This window comes from Pseudomonas aphyarum (assembly GCF_028657055.1).
Taxonomy (GTDB): Bacteria; Pseudomonadota; Gammaproteobacteria; order Pseudomonadales; family Pseudomonadaceae; genus Aquipseudomonas; species Aquipseudomonas aphyarum.
The window spans coordinates 417357-438417 of the sequence record NZ_JAMDGS010000010.1; the positions used below are offsets into that span (position 1 = coordinate 417357).

At 62.5% G+C, this 21061-nt stretch carries 15 protein-coding genes; 14 read left to right on the top strand and 1 reads right to left on the bottom strand.

Going from position 1 to position 21061, the window contains the following annotated elements; all coding sequences use genetic code 11:
• Positions 1 to 10: 10 nt before the first annotated feature.
• The 4 genes from M5G18_RS15910 to M5G18_RS15925 are packed head-to-tail and all read left to right on the top strand — an operon-like array spanning position 11 to position 5810.
• On the top strand, positions 11 to 1141 hold the full coding sequence (locus M5G18_RS15910; RefSeq protein ID WP_273900198.1) for a LuxE/PaaK family acyltransferase: 1131 nt from the start codon (positions 11 to 13) through the stop codon (positions 1139 to 1141).
• Between the two features lies 1 nt (position 1142).
• On the top strand, positions 1143 to 3593 hold the full coding sequence (locus M5G18_RS15915; RefSeq protein ID WP_273900197.1) for an aldehyde dehydrogenase family protein: 2451 nt from the start codon (positions 1143 to 1145) through the stop codon (positions 3591 to 3593).
• Complete coding sequence (locus M5G18_RS15920; protein WP_273900196.1) at positions 3577 to 4866, top strand: phenylacetate--CoA ligase family protein; 1290 nt, start codon at positions 3577 to 3579, stop codon at positions 4864 to 4866. Before M5G18_RS15915 ends, M5G18_RS15920 begins: the two co-directional genes overlap by 17 nt.
• Positions 4866 to 5810 carry a GNAT family N-acetyltransferase gene (locus M5G18_RS15925; RefSeq protein ID WP_273900195.1) on the top strand — a complete coding sequence of 315 codons (945 nt, stop codon included), beginning with the start codon at positions 4866 to 4868 and terminating at the stop codon, positions 5808 to 5810. Before M5G18_RS15920 ends, M5G18_RS15925 begins: the two co-directional genes overlap by 1 nt.
• A 40-nt stretch (positions 5811 to 5850) precedes the next feature.
• On the opposite strand, the gene M5G18_RS15930 is transcribed toward M5G18_RS15925, so the two are convergent.
• Positions 5851 to 6384, bottom strand: coding sequence for a hypothetical protein (locus M5G18_RS15930; RefSeq protein WP_273900194.1), 534 nt, complete (start codon positions 6382 to 6384; stop codon positions 5851 to 5853).
• Between the two features lie 382 nt (positions 6385 to 6766).
• Here M5G18_RS15930 and M5G18_RS15935 point away from each other — a divergent pair, with 382 nt between their 5' ends.
• The 10 genes from M5G18_RS15935 (at position 6767) to M5G18_RS15980 (ending at position 21025) form a co-directional block, all read left to right on the top strand.
• Complete coding sequence (locus tag M5G18_RS15935; protein WP_273900193.1) at positions 6767 to 8758, top strand: methyl-accepting chemotaxis protein; 1992 nt, start codon at positions 6767 to 6769, stop codon at positions 8756 to 8758.
• Positions 8759 to 8922: 164 nt separating this feature from the next.
• Complete coding sequence (locus M5G18_RS15940; RefSeq protein WP_007957572.1) at positions 8923 to 9369, top strand: DUF411 domain-containing protein; 447 nt, start codon at positions 8923 to 8925, stop codon at positions 9367 to 9369.
• Complete coding sequence (locus tag M5G18_RS15945) at positions 9369 to 9803, top strand: YqaA family protein (protein ID WP_273900192.1); 435 nt, start codon at positions 9369 to 9371, stop codon at positions 9801 to 9803. Before M5G18_RS15940 ends, M5G18_RS15945 begins: the two co-directional genes overlap by 1 nt.
• 85 nt (positions 9804 to 9888) lie before the next feature.
• Positions 9889 to 10914: an alpha/beta fold hydrolase gene (locus tag M5G18_RS15950; protein ID WP_273900191.1), complete on the top strand. Its 1026-nt coding sequence runs from the start codon at positions 9889 to 9891 to the stop codon at positions 10912 to 10914.
• 13 nt (positions 10915 to 10927) lie between these two features.
• On the top strand, positions 10928 to 11881 hold the full coding sequence (locus M5G18_RS15955) for a D-2-hydroxyacid dehydrogenase family protein (protein WP_273900190.1): 954 nt from the start codon (positions 10928 to 10930) through the stop codon (positions 11879 to 11881).
• 528 nt (positions 11882 to 12409) lie between these two features.
• A complete protein-coding gene (gene glgA / locus M5G18_RS15960; protein WP_273900189.1) occupies positions 12410 to 13996 on the top strand; it encodes a glycogen synthase GlgA in 1587 nt (528 codons plus the stop codon).
• An 18-nt stretch (positions 13997 to 14014) separates the two neighbouring features.
• On the top strand, positions 14015 to 15817 hold the full coding sequence (gene treZ / locus M5G18_RS15965; protein ID WP_273900188.1) for a malto-oligosyltrehalose trehalohydrolase: 1803 nt from the start codon (positions 14015 to 14017) through the stop codon (positions 15815 to 15817).
• Positions 15814 to 17892 carry a 4-alpha-glucanotransferase gene (malQ, locus tag M5G18_RS15970; RefSeq protein WP_273900187.1) on the top strand — a complete coding sequence of 693 codons (2079 nt, stop codon included), beginning with the start codon at positions 15814 to 15816 and terminating at the stop codon, positions 17890 to 17892. The genes treZ and malQ overlap by 4 nt, the downstream gene beginning before the upstream one ends.
• Complete coding sequence (locus tag M5G18_RS15975) at positions 17889 to 20663, top strand: malto-oligosyltrehalose synthase (RefSeq protein WP_273900186.1); 2775 nt, start codon at positions 17889 to 17891, stop codon at positions 20661 to 20663. The genes malQ and M5G18_RS15975 overlap by 4 nt, the downstream gene beginning before the upstream one ends.
• Before the next feature lie 29 nt (positions 20664 to 20692).
• Positions 20693 to 21025, top strand: coding sequence for a DUF2934 domain-containing protein (locus M5G18_RS15980; RefSeq protein WP_273900185.1), 333 nt, complete (start codon positions 20693 to 20695; stop codon positions 21023 to 21025).
• Positions 21026 to 21061 lie beyond the last annotated feature (36 nt).

Here is a 21061-nt window from a genome sequence, read left to right on the forward strand (position 1 = left end):
AGGACGCCTGATGAACCACTTCCCCTGCAGCGACGCACTCTGTGCGTTGACGCAACCCTATTGCCCGGATTCCGTGCCGGACGGGCTGTTTAACCAGGCCATGGCCGAAATCAGCCGGTTCCACTGCCAGCACACCCCCGGCTACGAACACTGGTTGAACGCCAATGGCCTGACCGTGGGCGACCTGGACCAGCTTGATGACTGGTCGCGGCTCCCGCCTGTGTTCGCCAGTTATTTCAAACGCCAGGCTCTGCTCAGTCCTACCGGAGCGGACGCGCTGGAACTCACGTCCTCCGGAACCAGCGGCGAAAAAAGCCGCATGTGTTACGACGAACGCAGTCTGGGGGCGGCCAAGAACATGGTCGAGCGGATCTTCCAGCACTACGACTGGAACACCCCGCACACCCCGTGCAACTACCTGCTGCTGAGCTATGAACCTGAAGGCTCCATCAGCCTGGGCACATCCTTTACCGATCAGTTTCTGTGCCGGTTCGCCCCGGTCAATCGCGTGGCCTACGCACTGCGCCGCACGGGCGGCGGTCATGAGTTCGACGGCTTTGGTGTGATTGCAGCCTTGCAGTCGTTCGCCGAAGAAGGCTTGCCGGTACGGATCTTCGGCTTCCCGGCCTTTCTCTGGCAGACCCTGCAACGCATGCAGGCCACCGGGGTGACTGACCTGCAACTGGCGCAAGGCTCGCTGACGCTGTTTGGCGGCGGCTGGAAGACCCAGGCGGCACATGAGATTCCCCGTCAGCAACTGTACGAGCGCATTCACCGCCAGCTGGGCATCGAGATGTCACGTTGCCGTGACGGCTACGGCGCGGTCGAGCATGCGGTGCCTTACCTGGAATGTGCTCACCATCATTTCCATGTACCGGTCTATTCGAAGGTTTTCGTGCGCCATCCCTCCGACTTTACGGTTCAGCCTTACGGCCGTCAGGGCTTGCTGAGTTTTGTCTCGCCTTACATCTCGTCGAGCCCGGCGCACGCAGTGGTCATGAGCGATCTCGCCACCCTGCATCCGGGCGCCAGCTGTGGCTGTGGTCTGTCCACCGACTGGTTCGAACTGCATGGCCGCGCCGCCACCACGGCTGGCCGAAGCTGCGCCATGGCCGCCTCTGAACTGCTGGGGAAACACTGATATGTACCTGATCAACGGACAGCTTCACGACAACTGCACCCTGGAACTCGCACTGGAACAGCTTTATCCGGATTTGCCGCAACGTTTGGCCAGGCCGCTCGACACAGCGACCGTGCTGGGCGCAGCAGCCACGTTTGCCAAACGTCTGGAGGATCCGGACACGGCATTGCCCATCGATCCCGAGCAACGCCAGTCACTCATCGAGTTCTGCCAACCCGCAGCCCTTCAGCGCAAGCTTGAGCGCGAACTCGGCGAGCAGCCGGGCAGTCTGCGCCGCCTCGACTATCGCCAGCCGCGCTTTGAACGCTGGAGCCCGCAGGGTCTGGTGGTTCACATCACCCCCGGCAATGCACCGCTACTGGCGTTCTGCGCGGTGATCGAAGGTCTGCTGGCCGGCAACGTCAACTGGTTGCGCCCCAGCAGCAGCGATCAGGGGGTAACGGCGAAATTGCTGCACGGATTGGCACAGTGCGATGCCACCGGCCAGATCGCCGGGCATGTTGCGGTCGTTCCGGCCAGCACCGCACAGATCGGTCAATTGTGCCAACGGGCCAACGGCGTTTCGGCGTGGGGCGGTGAGTCGGCGCTGCAAGCCATCCGCCAGCAACTGGCGCCCGGCTGTCGCTGGATCGACTGGGGCCATCGCATCAGTTTCCTCTACCTGACACCGGCAGCGGTCACGCCGCAAGCCCTGGACGCCGTGGCCGATGAAGTCTGCCGCCTCGATCAGCAGGCCTGCTCCAGCCCCCAATGGCTGCTGGTGGACAGTGACGATGAAAACACTTTGCGTTCAATCGGCGAGGGACTGGCCGAGGCGTTCGAGCGTCGGGCCCGACACTGGCCGGCCCTGTTGCCTTCGATTCAGGAGGCCTCGGAAATCACCACCCGAACGGCGATGGCGCGACTGTCCCAGAGTTTTGGCGGGGCCAGCGGCCAGGTCTGGCAGTCGCCGGACTGGCGCATTCTCTGGACCCACGATCAGGTACTCGGCCCCTCGCCGCTGTTTCGCAGCCTGTTGCTCAAACCGATGCCCCGCGCACGGATCACCGAGGCGCTGCTGCCCTGGCGAAACGTGCTGCAAAGCGCCGGGCTGATGTGTGCCGAACAGGAAATGGCCGAACTGGCTCAAACGCTGATCGCAGCAGGCGTCACGCGGGTCACCCCGGTACAAGCGATTCACGATGGCTACGAAGGCGAGCCCCACGATGGCGTGTATGCCTTGCAGCGTTTGAGCCGGCGCGTGTCGGTCAGCCTGCCGACTACCGTACTGGCGACCCGTGCCACGCTCGATCCGCTGCCGACGCCACCCTCGGTGGCCAATCTGCCGATCATGAGCAAGGACACCTTTGTCACCCTTGCGATCCATCCAGCGGCACGGTTGTATTTCCGCTCCGGCGGCAGCAGCGGTACCCCGGCGCTGGCCGGTTACAGCTACCGCGATTTCGATCGTCAGATGCGCGCCAGCGCCGACGGCTTGTTCGCGGCGGGACTCGACCCGAGCCGCGACCGGGTGATGAACCTGTTCTTCAGCGGCGGGCTGTATGGTGGTTTCTTCAGTTTCTCCAAGGTGCTGGAGCTGCTGGGTGCCACGCACCTGCCGATGGGCGCTCCAGCCGATGACGACTACCGCGAGATCGCGCAGATCATCATCGATCAGCGCGTCACCGTGCTGGTCGGCATGCCCAGCACCCTGCACCGCTTGTTTCTCAACGAGCAGGCACGGCTACGCGAATATGGCGGGATCGAAAAGGTCTTCCTCGGTGGCGAGCACCCCGGTGAACAAAGCCTCGCACTGATGCGCGACTGCGGCGTCAGGCTGATCCGCTCGGCCGTTTACGGCAGTGTCGACGCCGGGCCGCTCGGCCATGCCTGCCCCGCCACCAACGATGGCGTGTTCCATCTGATGAGCGATATCCAGCATCTGGAGATCGTCGAATTCGAGTCTGATCGACCGGTGATCGACGGTGAAACCGGGCGTCTGGTATTCACCTCCATCGAGCGCGAAGGGCAGGACGTTCAGCGCTACGACGTCGGCGACAGCGGTCGCTGGCTCCCCGGCGTGTGTGAATGCGGGCTGCCCACGCCGCGCTTCGAACTGCTGCAGCGTCACGGCAGATTGATGCGCATCGGCACGGACTTCATCTGCCTGTCGCAACTGGCAGAGCATCTGCAGACCGAATTCCAGTTGATCCTCGAACATGCCCCGGACGGCCTGGAGCGCATGCGCTTTCGCAGCCCACGACAACCCGATGATATTCAACGTCGCCTGCTGGACTATCCGACCCTGGCCACGCTCATCCAGACAGGCCTGCTGACCGTGGAAGTAGAGGTTTGCGGCAGCGAGCGGTTCACCCGCAACAGGCACAGCGGCAAGACGCCGCTGCTGATCGACAACCGGGGGATTGGCCCCTGCGCAAACGGGCAAGGAGCCGAACATGAATACACGATTTGAACTGCAAGAACTGGTCACGTTTGCGCGACAGCATTCCGGCTTTTATGCAAGCCACTTCGCCGACATTCCCCCGCATATCTCATCACTGGAACAACTGCCGGTGATCGACCCCGTGGAATACTGGAAAGGCAGTCATGACCTCGACCAGTGGCCTGTCCTGACGGCGCCACTGAATGACGCGCTGGTTTTCAAGACCGGAGGCACCACCAGCGCCGGCAGGTTTTCGCTGTTCCGGCGCGAAGAATGGCAGACGCTGGTGACGGACTTCGGTCGCAGTCTCGGCGCGCAGTTGAGCGCCGGGGACCGAATCGCCAACCTGTTCTTTGCGGGTGACCTGTATGCCAGTTTCATCTTTACCCACGATGCCCTTGCTCAGGTTGAAACCGAGATCGTCGAGTTTCCCTTTACCGGGCATATCGACTCCAACCTCCTCGCCGATGCGATCGGCCGGCACCGGATCAATGTGCTCGCGGGTATACCGGCCCATCTGCTGAGCTTTGCCGCGTGGCTCGAGCAGAATGACCGGTCCCTCGAGGGTGTCACCGCCCTGCTCTACGCCGGCGAAAGCCTGTTTGACGCACAGTTGCACCGGCTTGAGCGGGTGTTCCCCAATGCCCGCGTGGCCTCGATCGGCTACGCCAGCGTGGACGCCGGATTCATCGGTGCCAGCCATCGTGACTGCGCCCTTGGCGAACACCGGGCTCCGGAAGGCCACGGTGTGCTGGAAATTCTCGACGAGCAGACCGGTGAAGTGATCGAAGAGTGCGGCCGGATCGGACGCCTGGTCATGACCAACCTCACGCGCCGGTTGATGCCGTTGATCCGCTATCCGGTTGGCGACCGTGCGTGCTGGCGAGAGCTGCCCGGCACGTCCAGACGCAAGTTCGCGCTGATGGGCCGCTGCGCCGACAGCCTGCGGGTTCGGGTGGGCATTCTGACCCTGCTGCCGCAGACAATCGGCGAGACCGTGCGGCGCATCACTGGCAGCGACGATTGGCAACTGGTAATCGAGCAGGATGGCGCCATGGATATACTGAGCCTGCACTGGGCACCGGACGCCCTGACACCGGCAAACGCTGAGGCCGACTGCACGCTGCATAGCGCCTTGATCAAAGACTATCCGTTGATCGAGCAACTGAGCGCCGATCACCTGCTGACGCTGCGGATTCGCTGCTGCACGGTTCAGGAACTGGCACGCCATCCACGCTCCGGCAAACGGCAGCGCGTGCTTGATCGGCGCGTCTATAACGGCTCTGGCCAGGAGCGTTGCTGATGGAAGCGATCACCCTGCGAGGTTATCGCACCAGCGACGCCCCGGCTGTCAGTCGTCTGTTCAGAAAGATCTATGGCGACCATTACGCCCAGCCGCATGTTTACCTGCCTCGCATGATCAGCCAGAACCATGCCGACCGCCGCTGGCACTCGTTGGTAGCGGTGGCGAACGGTCAAGTGGCGGGCCACTCCGCGCTGATTCTCGACAAAGGATCATCCCTCGCCGAACTGGCCCTGAGCGTGGTGGATCCGCAAATCCGTGGGCAACAAGTCGCCACGCAACTGGGCCGGCATTTACTGATCCATGCGCAGGCCTTGGGTTATCAAGGGGTCACGATCAAGCAAATGACCCATCACCCCTACACCCAGAAAATGGCCGCCGGCCTTGGTTTTCACAACACTGGCGTGTTGCCCGATCACGCACCATCGCCCTTTGGCGGCGCGGTGACGGAATCACTCGTGTTGGGTTACGCCCCGGTCGATGGTTATCAGCGCCCGTTGCCGGCCTTGACCTGGCCAGATGAATGCCGTGAGTTCATGCAGCAGATGTGCGACGTGTTCGGAACGCGGTTGAACGCGTCGCCCTGGATCGGCGCACCGGCACAGCTCGAACAACGCTGGGGACGCTATGACGGGGTATTCAGCGAAATGGACGACAGCTTGCTCAGGCAATTGCAGCAATTGCCCGACCATTGGCTGATATCGATCAGGCTCAGGCTGGCGCAGGGTTTCGACAACGCCTGGCGCCAGTTATCGACGATGGGGTTCGTGTTCAGCGGACTGGCGCCCGATGACCGAGGCGCAGGATGGCTGGCGTTGTTTCATCGCGGGTTCCAGCCAAAATCCCTGACACTGCATTGCCCGCAAATGCAGCAATTGCATGACGATATGCAGCGGCAGATCGCCTCGCCCCCGAAACTCCACGCTTGCGGCAATCACCCATAAACAAAAGGGCCCACCCCGTTACCGGGGTGGGCCCTTTCTTTCATGCCTTGGCTTTTACGCCTTGATCGGTAGGCGGCTTGCGCTCCCCGCCCTGACCGTAAGTCTGCAGGTTCTGCAGTACATAAATGGCTTTCTTGTACTCGGGGATCAACGTATTGGCGTACTTGTTGCCCTTGAGATTGTTGTTCTGGATGGTATCCAGCTGCGTTGCGAAATACTCCAGCGCATTGAACTTGGCATCCGGATCCTTCTGTACGCCGAAGCGATCAAACTTGTCGCCGGCATTGAGCAGGGTCATGGACGTGATCTCGGAAATCAGTCCCCGGCCACGCAACATTGCACTCAGACTGCCCAGTTGCTTGGCCGAAACATTGGTAGGATCGAAACCCTTGATGTTCTTGTGCAGACCCTGCTTGTCCATCTCCGCCGTACTGATTGCGGTGGGGTCTTTGCCGACCAGGGCCAGCATCTGCTTGACCTTCACGCTTTGAGAAACCGGTTTGCTCGAGCTTCCTGTATCTCGAACCAGCAAACCCGCCTTGGGTTGCCAGGCACCGGTATATCCGATAGTCATGAGCAAGCTCCTTGCGAGGAAAACATGAAAAATTCCTTGTTGAGCCACTTTTGAGTTGCCCGGAGTATCGGCCGGCAAACTAATGGCACCAACTCCTTTCTGCACTTTTTTACAATTTTTGTACATTCACGATACAAACCGGCAACAGCCCCGGAAATACGGGACCAGAGCGTTCATGACAAGGTGATGAAAGTGGGTTTGTTGCTCTAATGTTCGGGACGGTTAGTTCTTGTGTATCGGGCCCGATACGTTCCTTTGGTCGGGATCACTTCTTTTAGGACGAAAGTACCTAAAGCTTCCCGAAGACCCGACGATACGTTAGGAAACCCGCGCTGTTTTTTCCCTGCCCACAATAAGAATCCCTGCTCAAGGACCGGTTTCCATGCCCGCATTCCGCACCATTCAGGCTCGCTACACGCTGTTTCTGGTTCTGTTCATTCTGTTGTTGTCGGTGCTGACGGTGGTTGGCATCAGCCAATTGGTCGCGCCCAAGCTGCGCCATACCGAAGAACAAGTGGTGCTCAACCGCATCGCTGAAGTGGCCGAGCAGATCCAGGGCGAATTGAACAAGGTCCAGGCGCAACAGCGCAGCATCACCCAGACCGTTCCGCTGCTCGACAGCGCGGCCATCGACACCGTGTTGCCGGGGCTGGTGGATCAATACGGCGAACTGAAAGTATTCGGTGGCGGCATCTGGCCGTTGCCCGGCCAGCGTGAGGCCGGACGCAACAAGTTCAGCACATTCTGGCACCGGGATGCCTCCGGCAAACTGGCGGTGAACACGTTCTGGAACAGCGACGCGGCCCCCAACTATTACGACCAGAGCTGGTACAAGGGCGGCATGCAGACCCCGCGCGGCCAGTGCGCCTGGGCCGCTGCCTATAAAGATGACGCCAGCGCCGAACCGCGCACCAACTGCGCGATGGCCATCCAGAAAAACGGCAGCGCCTGGGGCGTCTCGACCATCGACGTGACCCTGGGCTTCTTCAACGATCTGGTGGCGCGCAAGGAAAAAGACCTCAACGCCGAAATGCTGATCGTCGAAGCCGACGGCAAGATCATCAGCAACAGCTCGCGCATCAGCGGGCCGATCGTGCTGAAGAACATCAGCGAACTGGCCGGCGGCTCGACCTTCGCCAGTCAGGTCAAGGCCGGGCTGCAAAACCGCGAGCAGGCGCAGCGCGTCGAATTCGACAACAACGGTGAAGCCAGCACGTTCTTCATGCGTCCGATCGAAGGTACCCCGTGGTTCCTTGCCACCGCGCTGCCGACCAAAATGCTCACCGCCCAGCGTGACGACGTGCTCAGCAGCCTGAGCCTGTTGCAGATTCCGCTGGTGATCCTGCTGGTGCTGCTGCAGGTCTACGCGATCCGCCAACTGGTCTCGCGCATGAAAGCGCTGAAAGCCAATATCGATTCGCTGTCCAGCGGCGATGCCGACCTGACCCGACGTATCACCATCCGCGCTGAAGACGAACTCGGCGCCATCGGGCATTCGGTCAACACCTTCATCGCCTACCTGCAGAACATGATCGGTGAAGTCACCCAGGCCACCGGCGCCATGGCTTCGAGCCTCGATAACCTGCAGCGCACCTCGGCGCACACCAGCCAGATTCTGCTGCGCCATGCTTCGGAAACCGACCAGACCGTCACCGCCATCAACGAGATGAGTTCGACCGCTGAAAGCGTCGCCCAGAATGCCGCTGAAACAGCAGCCTTCACCCAGCGCGCCAACGAAAACGCCGACCGTTCGCGCGTGGTGGTTGGCGAAGCGTCAAGCAGCGTGGTGGCGTTGATCGACGAAGTGGCCAGCGCCACCCACAAGGTCGAAAGCATGCAGCAGGACGCCCAGCGCATCACCGAAATCCTCGGCGTGATCGGCGCCATTGCCGGCCAGACCAACCTGCTGGCGCTCAACGCCGCCATCGAAGCAGCGCGGGCCGGTGAGCAGGGCCGTGGTTTTGCGGTGGTGGCGGACGAAGTGCGTGCCCTCGCCGCCCGCACCCAGGCCAGCACCTCGGAAATCAACGAGATGTTGACCCGCCTGACCCAGGGCGTCAGCTCGTCGGTCAGCGCCATGGAAAACACCCAGGCCAGTTGCCAGTCGGCCGCCGATGCCACTGCGCGAGTCAACAGCGGCCTCGACGAGATGGCCGGTTCGGTCAGCCACATCAACAGCCTCAGCACCCAAATCGCCACCGCTGCCGAACAGCAAAGCGCGGTCACCGAAGAGATCAACCGCAGCATGGTGCAGATTCGCCACATGGTCGATGAACTGGTGCAAAGCGGTCAGGCCAGCGAACTCAACACCCGCCAGTTGCTGGAAGCCAACAGCCGGGTGAGCGCGATCATGGGGCGCTTCAAGGTTCGCTGACCGTTTTGTCATCTCGCGCTCAGTGGCCTGTCAGCTTTGATCTACGATCATGTTGGCAGGCCTGCCTCGTATCACTTGGAAACACTCCGTTGATGCCCGGCAGGAAAAACCGGTCAAAATGCCTTCCTTTTTTGACCGTTCCTCCTTCGAGCCGAGAGCCCTCCATGCGAAACCACCTGCGTCTGGCCGCCCTGAGCGCCCTGTTCATCTCCTCTCTGGCGCAAGCCGCCGACCTTATCCCGATCGAAGTCCACCGCGACGCAAACTGCGGCTGCTGCAAAAAGTGGATCAGCCACCTGGAAGCCAATGGCTTCAAGGTCGAAGACCACGTCGAATCCGACATGAGCAGCTTCAAGCAGCAACACGGCGTACCGCCACGTCTGGCGTCCTGCCACACCGCGATCATCAACGGCAAATTCGTCGAAGGCCACGTTCCGGCGGAACAGGTGCTGGCCCTGAGCAAGCGTGACGACCTGCTGGGCGTTGCCGCACCGGGCATGCCGATGGGCTCGCCGGGCATGGAAATGGACGGCATGAGCGATGCGTATCAAGTGATCGGCCTGAAGAAAGACGGTGCCGATGTGGTGGTGGCGGATTACCCGGCCCATTGATGACGGCGGGTTATCTCGGGCTGTTCCTGGCCGCATTCGGTGCGGCGACCCTGTTGCCGCTGCAATCGGAAGCCGTGCTGGTCGGGCTGCTGGTCAGCGATCGTTACTGGCTGTGGGGACTGCTGGCCGTGGCGACGCTGGGCAATGTCCTCGGTTCACTGGTGAACTGGTGGCTGGGGCGCGGGCTGGAACGGTTTCAGGGCCGGCGCTGGTTTCCGGTCAGCCCCAGGCATATGGAGCGCGCCCGCGTTCACTATCAGCGTTATGGTCACTGGTCGCTGCTGCTCAGCTGGTTGCCGGTCATTGGCGATCCGCTGACGCTGATCGCCGGGGTCATGCGCGAACCTCTTGGGCGCTTTCTGCTCATCGTCACTCTCGCCAAAGGCGCCCGCTACGGGGTGCTGGCGATGCTCACCCTTGGCTGGTTCGGTTGAACGATCGGGCCCGGGGATTGCCTGTGTTTAACGTCACCCTAATCCGGCCGTTCCAGCATCGGCCGATTTCTTGTGGAGTTGTCCTATGTCTGTGTCGCTGCCCCGCTGGCTGCCCGGCCTGTTGCTGACCGCCGCCCTGCCCCTGCTTGCTCACGCCGAAGGCCCGCAATACGGCCCGGAGCTGCAAGGTTTCGATTATCCCTACACCCTCAAGCACTTTGCCTTTCAGTCCCAGGGCAAGTCGCTGCAGATGGGTTACATGGATGTCGCCGCTCACGGCAAGGCCAACGGGCGCACCGTGGTGCTGATGCACGGCAAGAATTTTTGCGGCGCGACCTGGGACAGTTCGATCAAGGCCCTGAGCGAAGCCGGCTACCGGGTGGTCGCCCCGGATCAGATCGGTTTCTGCACCTCCAGCAAACCCGATCACTATCAGTACACCTTCCAGCAACTGGCGGCCAACACCCAGCAACTGCTCAAGACGCTGGGTATTCAGAAGGCCACCCTGCTCGGCCACTCCACCGGCGGCATGCTCGCCACCCGTTACGCGCTGCAATACCCGGATCAGGTCGAGCAACTGGCGCTGGTCAACCCGATCGGCCTGGAGGACTGGAAAGCCCTCGGCGTGCCGTATCGCAGCGTCGATCAGTGGTATCAGCGCGAACTTAAAGTCACCGCCCAAGGCATTCGCGACTATGAACGCACGACCTATTACGACGGCCGCTGGAAACCTGAATTCGACCGCTGGGTGGACATGCTCGCGGGCCTGAGCAACGGCCCGGGCAAGACTCAGGTCGCATGGAACTCCGCACTGATCTACGACATGATCTTCACCCAGCCGGTGTACTACGAGTTCAAGGACTTGAAGATGCCGACCCTGCTGCTGATCGGCACCTCAGACACCACCGCCATCGGCAAGGACATCGCGCCGCCGGAAGTGAAGGCGAAAATCGGTCACTACGACGTGCTGGGCAAGCAGGTCGCGAAACTGATTCCTCAGTCCACGCTGGTGGAATTCCCTGGCATGGGCCACGCGCCGCAGATGGAAGAGCCGGCAAAATTCCACGAGGCACTGCTGGGCTGGCTGGACAAAACCAATCCCGTTCGTTGAAGAGGTAACGCTGATGGCGGTGCAGATTGCGGTGATCGATGACTGGCAGGACGTCGCGCGGGACGTGGTCGACTGGTCGGTGCTCGACAGTCTCGGCGAAGTCACCTTCGTCCACGAGTACCCGGCGGACAACGCCGCGCTGGCCGAACGTCTGGGCCGGTTCGAGGTGATTTGCGTGATGCGCGAACGCACGCGCTTCGATGAAGACCTGCTCAAACGCCTGCCGAACCTTAAGCTGCTGGTCACCGGCGGCATGCGCAACGCCGCGCTGGACATGCCGGCCGCTGCTCGCCTCGGGATCAAGGTCTGCGGCACCGATAGCTACAAACACGCGGCGCCGGAACTGACCTGGGCGCTGATCATGGCCGCCACCCGCAATCTGGTGAACGAGGCCAACGCCCTGCGCGCCGGTCAATGGCAGCAAGGGCTGGGCGGCGACCTGCACGGCAAGACCCTCGGCATTCTCGGGCTCGGCAGCATCGGTCAGCGGGTGGCGCAGTTCGGTCAGGTGTTCGGCATGCGCGTCATCGCCTGGAGCGAAAACCTCACCGCCGAGCGCGCCGAACAGGCCGGCGTCACTTATGTCAGCAAGCAGCAGTTGTTCGAACAGGCTGACGTGCTGTCGGTGCACCTGGTGCTCAGCGACCGCAGCCGGGGCCTGGTGGATGCCCAGGCGCTGGACTGGATGAAGCCGTCCGCGCTGCTGGTCAACACCGCGCGCGGACCGATTGTCGACGAAACCGCGCTGATCAAAGCCTTGCAGAAACAGCGCCTCGGCGGTGCGGCCCTCGACGTGTTCGATCAGGAACCGCTGCCGGCCCTGCACCCGTTTCGCACCCTCGACAACGTGCTGGCCACGCCGCATGTCGGTTACGTCAGCCGCCGGAACTATGAGTTGTTCTTTTCGCAGATGATCGAAGACATTCAAGCCTGGTCAGCCGGGGAACCCGTCCGCCTGCTCAACTGAACCCCCTCGCCTTCGCGGGCAATCCCTGCCCGCGAAGCAGCACCCGCTGTTCGCCCGCCAACACAACTGTCCGCACCGCAACAGTGCGCCCGCACTTTCCCGGCGCCCGAAATCGTGACCGGCCAGTCACCATTTTGCATCATCGACCCCGCCAAACATGCACTTCGTCGGGGCGTACCCCCTCCCGAAGCCACGGATTTCGTGAGCCTGCAACAGATTGTCGAACAATTCATCCGATTGGCCTGGCCCGCTCTAGGATCTGGCCTAGACTGGTTTTCGCGGGGTAAAACTGACCGGTCACAAAGCGGAAATTTTGTCGAAACTTTTGCTGATCGCGACGTGTCATCTGATAGGCAGGGCCAAAGCGACTGGTTCAAGTCTTGCAATGGTCCCCTCACCCATTCTGCTTGCGCGTGTTGGGTAGCGTTTGCTCACCGATGCGTGGCGCGTTTGCGCCCGGCCACAGGATCCGGCCATGGACATCGCTTGTTCCAGACAAGAATCAGATCAACAAAACGGGAGATTCATATGATCAGTGCGGCATTGGATATTCAGGGAGAGCGTGCTCACCAGCCGGTCGGCGAGTCGAGCACCGTGAGCGTTCCCGGCAGCCGGTCGATCAACGTCCCGGGCACCAAGACGCTGACCCCGGTGGCCAGTCAGAACCCCAACAAGAAGAAAGTGTTGTTCGTGACCTCGGAAATCGCCGATCTGGTGAAGACCGGCGGTCTGGGAGACGTTTCTGCCGCCCTGCCCCGCGCCATGGCGCACCTGCATGACGTCCGGGTGTTGATCCCCGGTTACCCGCAAGTGATGAACAGCGAGAATCCGATCCACATCATCGGCGAACTGGGTGGCCACGCCGCGCTGCCGCCCTGCAAGATCGGGCGCATGGACATGCCCGACGGTCTGGTGATTTATGTGTTGATCTGCCCTGAACTCTACACCCGCGACGGCGGCCCGTACGGCGCCAACAACGGCCGCGACTGGCCGGACAACCACATCCGCTTCGCCCGACTGGGCCTGGCCGCTGCCGATATCGCCGCCAACCTCGCACAAATCCACTGGTGCCCGGATCTGGTGCACGCCCACGACTGGCCGGCCGGGCTGGCGCCCGCCTATATGCACTGGCGCGGGCAACGCACGCCGACCCTGTTCACCATTCACAACCTCGCTTATCAAGGCGTGACCAGCCTCGGCTCGTGCCCGGAACTCGGGATTCCCGCCCATGCCCTGCAACAGGAAGGCATGGAGTTCTACGGCAAGATGTCGTTCCTCAAGGCCGGCATGGCCTATTCGAGCCACATCACCACGGTCAGCGCCACTTACGCGCAGGAAATCACCACCCCGGATTTCGGCTGCGGCCTCGACGGTTTCCTTGCCGCCAAGACCCAGCAAGGTTTGCTCAGCGGCATCCCCAACGGCATCGATGAAAGCTGGGACGCGGCCACCGACCCGCATCTGTTCGCACCGTTTGCCATCGGTGACTGGGAAGGCAAAGCCGTCAACGCCGCCCATGTGCGCGAACTGTTCGGGCTGCAAGACTCCGAAGGCCCGCTGTTTGCCGTGGTCTCGCGTCTGGTCTATCAGAAAGGCCTGGACCTGACCGAAGCGGTGTCGGAATACATCGTGCAGAACGGTGGCCAGATCGCGATCATCGGCCGTGGCGAGCCGGAAGAAGAACAGGCCATGCGCGAACTGGCGCTGCGCTTCCCCGGCCAGATCGGCGTGCGCATCGGCTTCAATGAAACCGACGCCCGACGCATGTTCGCCGGCAGCGATTTCCTGCTGATGCCATCGCGTTATGAACCGTGCGGTCTGAGCCAGATGTACGCCCAGCGCTTCGGCTCGCTGCCGGTGGCGCGCAACACCGGCGGGCTGGCCGACACCATTGAAAACGGTGTCACCGGTTTCCTGTTCAACGAATCGACCGCGGACAGCTACCGCGAAGCCCTGAGCCGCGCGTTCAAGGTGTTTGCTTTCCCGGACCTGCTGCACGCCATGCGTTGCCGGGCGATGGCCGCACCTTTCAACTGGTGCAAGGCGGTCGAACCCTACGCCGAACTCTACGAACAACTGGTGGCCAAGGCGCTGGGTAAAACGCACCACAAATAACCAGGGAGGTTTTCAACGATGCCGTCACGGACACCTGAAAGCTGGCCACACGGCGCGATCATGCTGGATGCCGACCACACGCAATTCGCGTTGTGGGCGCCGGATGCGTTTTACGTCAGCGTCGAGCTGGACAACGGCCAGTCCCTTCCCATGTTGCCCCAAGGCGATGGCTGGTTTGTCATCAAGACCCGCTGCCCCGCCGGCAGCCGCTACCGTTTCAACATCGATGGCGAACTGGAGGTGCCCGACCCGGCCTCCAGGGCGCAGGACGGTGACCTCGACCGCCACAGCGTGGTGGTCGATCCGCACCTCTATTCCTGGCGCAACACGACCTGGCAAGGTCGGCCGTGGAATGAAGCGGTGATCTACGAATTGCATGTCGGTGCGCTCGGCGGGTTTGCCGAAGTCGAGCAGCATCTGGCGCGTCTGGCCGGGCTGGGCATCACCGCCATCGAGCTGATGCCGATCGCGCAGTTCCCCGGTGATCGCAACTGGGGCTACGACGGCGTGCTGCACTACGCGCCGCAGGCCAGTTACGGCACGCCGGAACAACTCAAACATTTGATCGACAGCGCCCACGGTTATGGCCTGGCGGTGATTCTCGACGTGGTCTACAACCACTTCGGCCCCGACGGCAATTACCTGCATCGCTACGCCAAGGGCTTTTTCCGCGAAGACAAACACACACCGTGGGGCGCAGCCATCGACTTTCGCCGTCGCGAAGTGCGGGACTTCTTCGTCGAAAACGCGCTGATGTGGCTGCTCGAATACCGTTTCGACGGACTGCGCCTGGATGCGGTGCACGCAATCGAAAGTCCCGACTTTCTGCCTGAACTGGCGCAACGCGTACGTAGCCAGATCGACCCGTCCCGCCATGTATGGCTGACCATCGAGAACGAGCTGAACCAGTCGAGCCTGCTGGAGGAAAACTACGACGCGCAGTGGAACGACGACGGCCACAACGCCCTGCACGTGTTGCTGACCGGCGAAACGGACGCCTACTACGCGGACTACGCGTTGCAACCCACTCGTCAATTGGCGCGCTGCCTGAGTCAGGGCTTCGTGTTTCAGGGTCATATCACCCGTCACGGCGAACCTCGGGGCGAGCCCAGCGAGCACTTACCGTCCACGGCCTTCGTATTGTTCCTGCAGAACCACGACCAGATCGGCAACCGCGCGTTTGGCGAGCGTTTGCACCAATTGGCCGACCCGCGTGCCGTCGAGGCCGCAACCGTTTTGCTGTTGCTGTCACCGATGATTCCGCTGATGTTCATGGGCGATGAATACGCCGCCGAGCAACCGTTTCTGTTTTTCACCAGCCACCATGACGAACTGGCGAAACTGGTGCGCGAAGGTCGGCGCAATGAATTCGCAGCTTTCAGCGCCTTCACCGATCCGCACAAGCGCGAGCAGATTCCCGACCCCAACGCCGAACAGACCTTCCATGCCTCGCAACCGCGATTGATCGGCAGCGGCACGCCGAAACAGCAGGCAACGTTGGCGCTGTACCGCCAACTGTTGCAGCTGCGCCATCAATACATCATTCCGAACCTGTCCGGCACCCAGGCCCTCGGGGCCACGTTGCTTGACCGTGGCGCCGTCAGTGCGCGCTGGCGCCTGGGCGATGGCAGTGAACTGCGAATCGACCTGAACCTCAGCGACAAGCCAGTGGTCAACCCTCCACAGGCCGATGCGGTGTGGCGCTTGCAACATCCGCCCGCCGCAGAATCCACGAACGAAGGCCTGTTACCACCGTATTGCGCGCTCGTCAGCCTCACGGCCGCAACCCCTTTGCCACCCCTGGATGGAGAGCGCCTATGAGCGATGCGCAACTGGAAATTCTCGCCAGCCGAGCCGGCCTTGCCGTCGACTGGATCGACGCCAACGGTCGCCCGCAAAAAGTCGCCCCGGCGGTGCTGCGCAATGTTCTGACCGGCCTCGGTCACCCGGCCGGAACGGCCCAGGAAATCGACGCCAGCCTGCTCGAACTGCAACAGGTGCAGGAAAACCGCCATCTGCCGCCGCTGCTCACCGCCGACGTCGGCGTGGGCCTGGATCTGGCCCGTTATTTCGAACCCGATACCCCTTGCGAGATTCACCTTGAAGACGGCTCGCACCTGAGCCTCAAGCTGGATGCCGAGGCCGTGCTGCCCGGCGAAATTCCGGTCGGCTACCAGCAAGTGCACATCGCCGATCAACAATTCACTCTGGCCGTGGCACCGGAACGCTGCTTCAGCGTGGGTGACGCGGTGGACAGCCCGATCCCTCGCGCGTGGGGCCTGAGCGTGCAGCTTTATGGCTTGCGCCGCCCCGGCGATGGCGGTTTTGGCGACACCCAGGCGTTGGAAGAGCTGGCCCGAGTGGCCGGCGAACGCGGCGCCGATGCCCTGGCGATCAGCCCGTTGCACGCGATGTTCAGCGCCGATACCGGGCGCTACAGCCCCTACTCGCCGTCCAGTCGGCTGTTTCTCAATGCGCTGTACGCCGCACCCGGCGCGATCCTCGGCGAGCGTGCCCTGCGCGATGCGATTGACGCGGCCGGCCTGACCGATCAGTTCGAGCAATTGGAAAACCTGAAACTGATCGACTGGCCGAAAGCCGCCGAAGCCAAACTGAAACTGCTGCAAGCCTTGTACGACGGCTTCATCAGCGGCGAACACCCATTGCATGCGGACTTCTCCAGCTTCCGTGATGCCGGCGCCGAAGCGCTGGAAAACCACTGCCGCTTCGAAGCCATTCAGGAAATGCGCGCCGCCCGTGGCGAAAACCTCGACTGGCGCCAATGGCCGGAACACTGGCACGACCCGCGCGGCGCCGCCCTCGGCGCGTTTGCCGAGGAATACGCCGAGCGCATCAGTTACTTCGCGTTCTGCCAATGGTTGATCCACCGCTGCCTGGAACGCGCCCAGACCGCCGCCCGCAGCGCCGGCATGGGCATCGGCCTGATCGCCGACCTGGCGGTAGGTGCCGACGGTGCCGGCAGTCAGGCCTGGAGTTTTCAGGACGAACTGCTGGCCTCACTGACCGTCGGCGCGCCACCGGACATTCTCAATCGCTCGGGTCAGGGCTGGGGCATTTCTGCGTTCTCGCCTGAAGGTCTGATGCGCAACGGCTTTCGCGCGTTCATTGACATGCTGCGCGCCAACTTCGCCCACGCTGGCGGGCTGCGCATCGACCACGTCATGGGCCTGCAACGGTTGTGGGTGATCCCCAACGGCGCGGTCCCGGCGGACGGCGCCTACCTGTATTACCCGGTCGATGACCTGTTGCGTCTGCTGACCCTCGAATCCCATCGCCATCAAGCGATCGTGCTCGGCGAAGACCTCGGCACCGTGCCCGACGGTCTGCGGGAAAAACTCATCGCCCGGGCCATGCTTGGGATGCGCGTGCTGTTGTTCGAGCAGGACAACACCCATTTCAAACCGATCCTCGACTGGCCAGACAATGCGCTGGCCACCACCAGCACCCACGATCTGCCGACCCTCAACGGCTGGTGGCATGGCCGCGACATCGACTGGAATGCGCGGCTCGGGCTGATCGACGCCAACGGCGAAATCGACTGGCGCCGTTACCGCGAACGCGAGCGTGAAGGCCTGCGCGGCGCCCTGAGTCAGGACCCGCAGAATTTTCGCGAGGAATCCCACGAGGCCGATCAGGTGGTGGACGCCGCTGTGCGTTTCCTTGGCCACACCCGCGCGCCGCTGGTGCTGTTGCCACTGGAAGATGCGCTGGGGCTCGACGAACAGGCCAACCTGCCCGGCACCATCGACACCCACCCGAACTGGGCGCGGCGCTTGCCGGGCACCAGCGAGGCGCTGCTCGATGGCGTGGATGCAGCAAGGCGCCTGGAATTGCTGGCTTGCGCGCGTCTTCAGGCAGCCGAGCGTGACCGATGAGTGCACTGCCTATCCAGACACTGCGCGCCACGGTTCGCCTGCAATTTCATCGCGGTTTTACCCTGGATCAAGCCGTGCCGTTGGTGCCGTACTTCGCCCGACTCGGTATCAGCCACATTTATGCCTCGCCGCTGCTCGCCGCCCGCGCAGGCTCGATGCATGGTTACGATGTGGTCGACCCGACCCGGGTCAATCCGGAACTCGGTGGCGAGCCGGCCTTGCGCCGTCTGGTCGCCAGCCTGCGCGAACACGGCATGGGGCTGATCCTCGACATCGTCTCCAATCACATGGCGGTCGGTGGCGGTGACAACCCGTGGTGGCTCGATCTGCTGGAATGGGGCCGTCTTAGCCCCTACGGCGAATTCTTCGACATTCAGTGGCACTCGCCCGACCCGTTGATGGAAGGTCAGTTGCTGCTGCCGTTTCTCGGCAGCGATTACGGCGTCGCGCTACAGGACGCGACCCTGCCGCTGGTGTTCAACGCCGAGAGCGGCACCTTCCACGTCGAGCATTACGAACATCACTTCCCGATCTGCCCCGGCGATTACGGCGAACTGCTCAAATCCGATGACGCCTCAAACGAAGCGCTCAAGGCCCTCGCCAACCGCTTCAGCGCGCTCAGTTATCAGACCGACGCCCGCTCGCTGGCCATCCCGCTCAAGGAAGAACTCCAGCAACTGGCCAGCGACCCGCAGATCCTCGAGGCTATCCAGCGCAACCTGACCCACTACGATTCGAAGACCGAAGACGGTTTTCAGCGCCTGCATCAGTTACTGGAACGGCAAAGCTATCGCCTGGCGAGCTGGCGCACGGCGGCGGATGACATCAACTGGCGGCGCTTCTTCGACATCAACGAACTCGGCGGTTTGCGGGTCGAGCGCCCGGCGGTGTTCGAGGCCACTCACGGCAAGATTTTCCAGTTGATCGGCGAAGGCCTGATCGACGGCCTGCGCATCGACCACATCGACGGCCTCGCCGACCCGCGCAGCTACTGCCGCAAATTGCGCCGCCGCCTCGACCACCTGGCACCGGGCCGACACTTGCCGATCTACGTCGAGAAGATTCTTGGCGATGGCGAAACCCTGCCCACCGACTGGTCCGTGGACGGCAGCACCGGTTATGAATTCATGAACCAGCTGTCGCTGCTGCAACACGATCCGGACGGCGAACATGTGCTCGGCGATTTGTGGAAACGCCGCACCGAACGCCCCGCCGCGTTCATCGAAGAAGCGCAACTGGCGCGCCAACAGATCCTCAACGGCTCGCTGGCCAGCGATTGCGAAAGCGTCGCCCAGGCCCTGCTGCAAGTGGCGCGCGATGACCTGATGACCCGCGACCTCACGCTCGGTTCGATCCGCCGGGTGTTGCAGGCGCTGATCGTGCACTTCCCGGTCTATCGCACCTACATCACCCCGATGGGCCGCTCGGCGCGGGACGAAGTGTTTTTCCAGCAGGCCATGGACGGGGCGCGGCAGGCATTAAGTGAAGCCGATTGGCCAGTGCTGGACTCCGTAGCTGGCTGGCTTGGCGGCCAGCCATGGCGGCGCAAACCCCGTGGCCGTTCGCGCAAAATCCTGAAGCATGCCTGCGTGCGTTTTCAGCAACTCACCTCGCCGGCCGCCGCCAAAGCGGTGGAAGACACCGCGCTGTATCGCTCGGCGGTGCTGCTGTCGCGCAATGACGTCGGCTACAACACCGAGCAGTTCAGCGCGCCGGTCAGCGACTTTCACGCGGTGAACCTGCAACGTCTGGCGAGCTTTCCCGACAACCTGCTGGCCACCGCCACCCACGACCACAAACGCGGCGAAGACACCCGCGCGCGGGTGGCCGTGCTCAGCGAACGCAGCCACTGGTACGCCGAACAGATCGAGTTGTGGCGCGCCCTCGCCCGCCCGCTGCGCCATGACGATCAACTGCCGTCGTCGGCGGACGAATTGATCCTCTATCAGGCGCTGCTCGGCAGCTGGCCGCTGGACCTGCGCGACGACGATCAGGCCGGTTTCGCCGACTACGCCAAACGTGTCTGGCAGTGGCAGCAGAAAGCCCTGCGCGAAGCCAAGCTGCAAAGCAGCTGGAGCGCGCCGAACGAGGCATACGAAAACGCCGCTCAAGCGTTCACCGAACAATTGCTGCTGGCCCCCGAAGGCGAACTGCTGCGCGGGGCGCTGGCCAAGACCGTCAACAGCATCGCTGCGGCCGGCGCCCTTAACGGTCTGGCGCAAACCTTGCTGCGCATGACCGTGCCGGGCGTGCCGGATCTGTATCAGGGCAACGAGTATTGGGATTTCAGTCTGGTCGATCCGGACAATCGCCGGCCGGTGGACTACGGCCTGCGCGAACAGACCCTGACGGCGACGCCCGCAGAGGAACTGTTGTCGGGTTGGCGGGACGGGCGAATCAAGCAGGCCTTGATCGCCCAGGTGCTGCAGTTGCGCACCGAACACAGCGAATTGTTCCGTCGCGGTTCGTACCAGGCCCTCGAGGTGCTGGGCAGCCAGGCGCACAACGTGCTCGCGTTTGCCCGCGAGCATGGGGGGCAACGGGTCATCGTGATCGTACCGATCCGTTGCGCAACACTGCTGGAAAACAGTGCCCTGCCAAGGGTCGATGCGCTGCGCTGGGGCGATACACGGGTGGTTTTACCGTTCGACGCCTCTGACGAAAATCTGAAGGGACTTTTTTCAAGCAGCGCAGTCACAAAAAACAGGGAGCTGCACGTCAGCGCCGCGCTGGGGGATTTCCCGGTCAATCTGCTTATCCAACACGTCTAGCAGCATGAGTTCAGTCCAGGAGCATTGCGATGAGTACCGACGATAAACGCATCCGCGAATTCGCCTATCAGATCTGGGAATCCGAAGGTAAACCCGAAGGCCAGGAATCGCGCCACTGGGAGATGGCGCGCAAACTGGCCGAGTCCGAAGCGCTGGCACCGAAAAAATCGCCCAAGGCTGCCGGCAGTAAAACCGCCGGCAAGACCGCCACCGGCAAAGCCGTCGATGGCCAGGCGCCCGCCGCCAAGCCCAAGGCCACGACGGCCAAGGCCAAACCAGCCAGTGCCGCCAAGGTCATTCCCCCGGGCGAAAAAGCCGCCGAGAAAAAGCCCCGCGCGCCGCGCAAGCCGCCAGCGGTCTGACGCGTCCCGAACCGTTGAACTGAACGACCGTGTGGC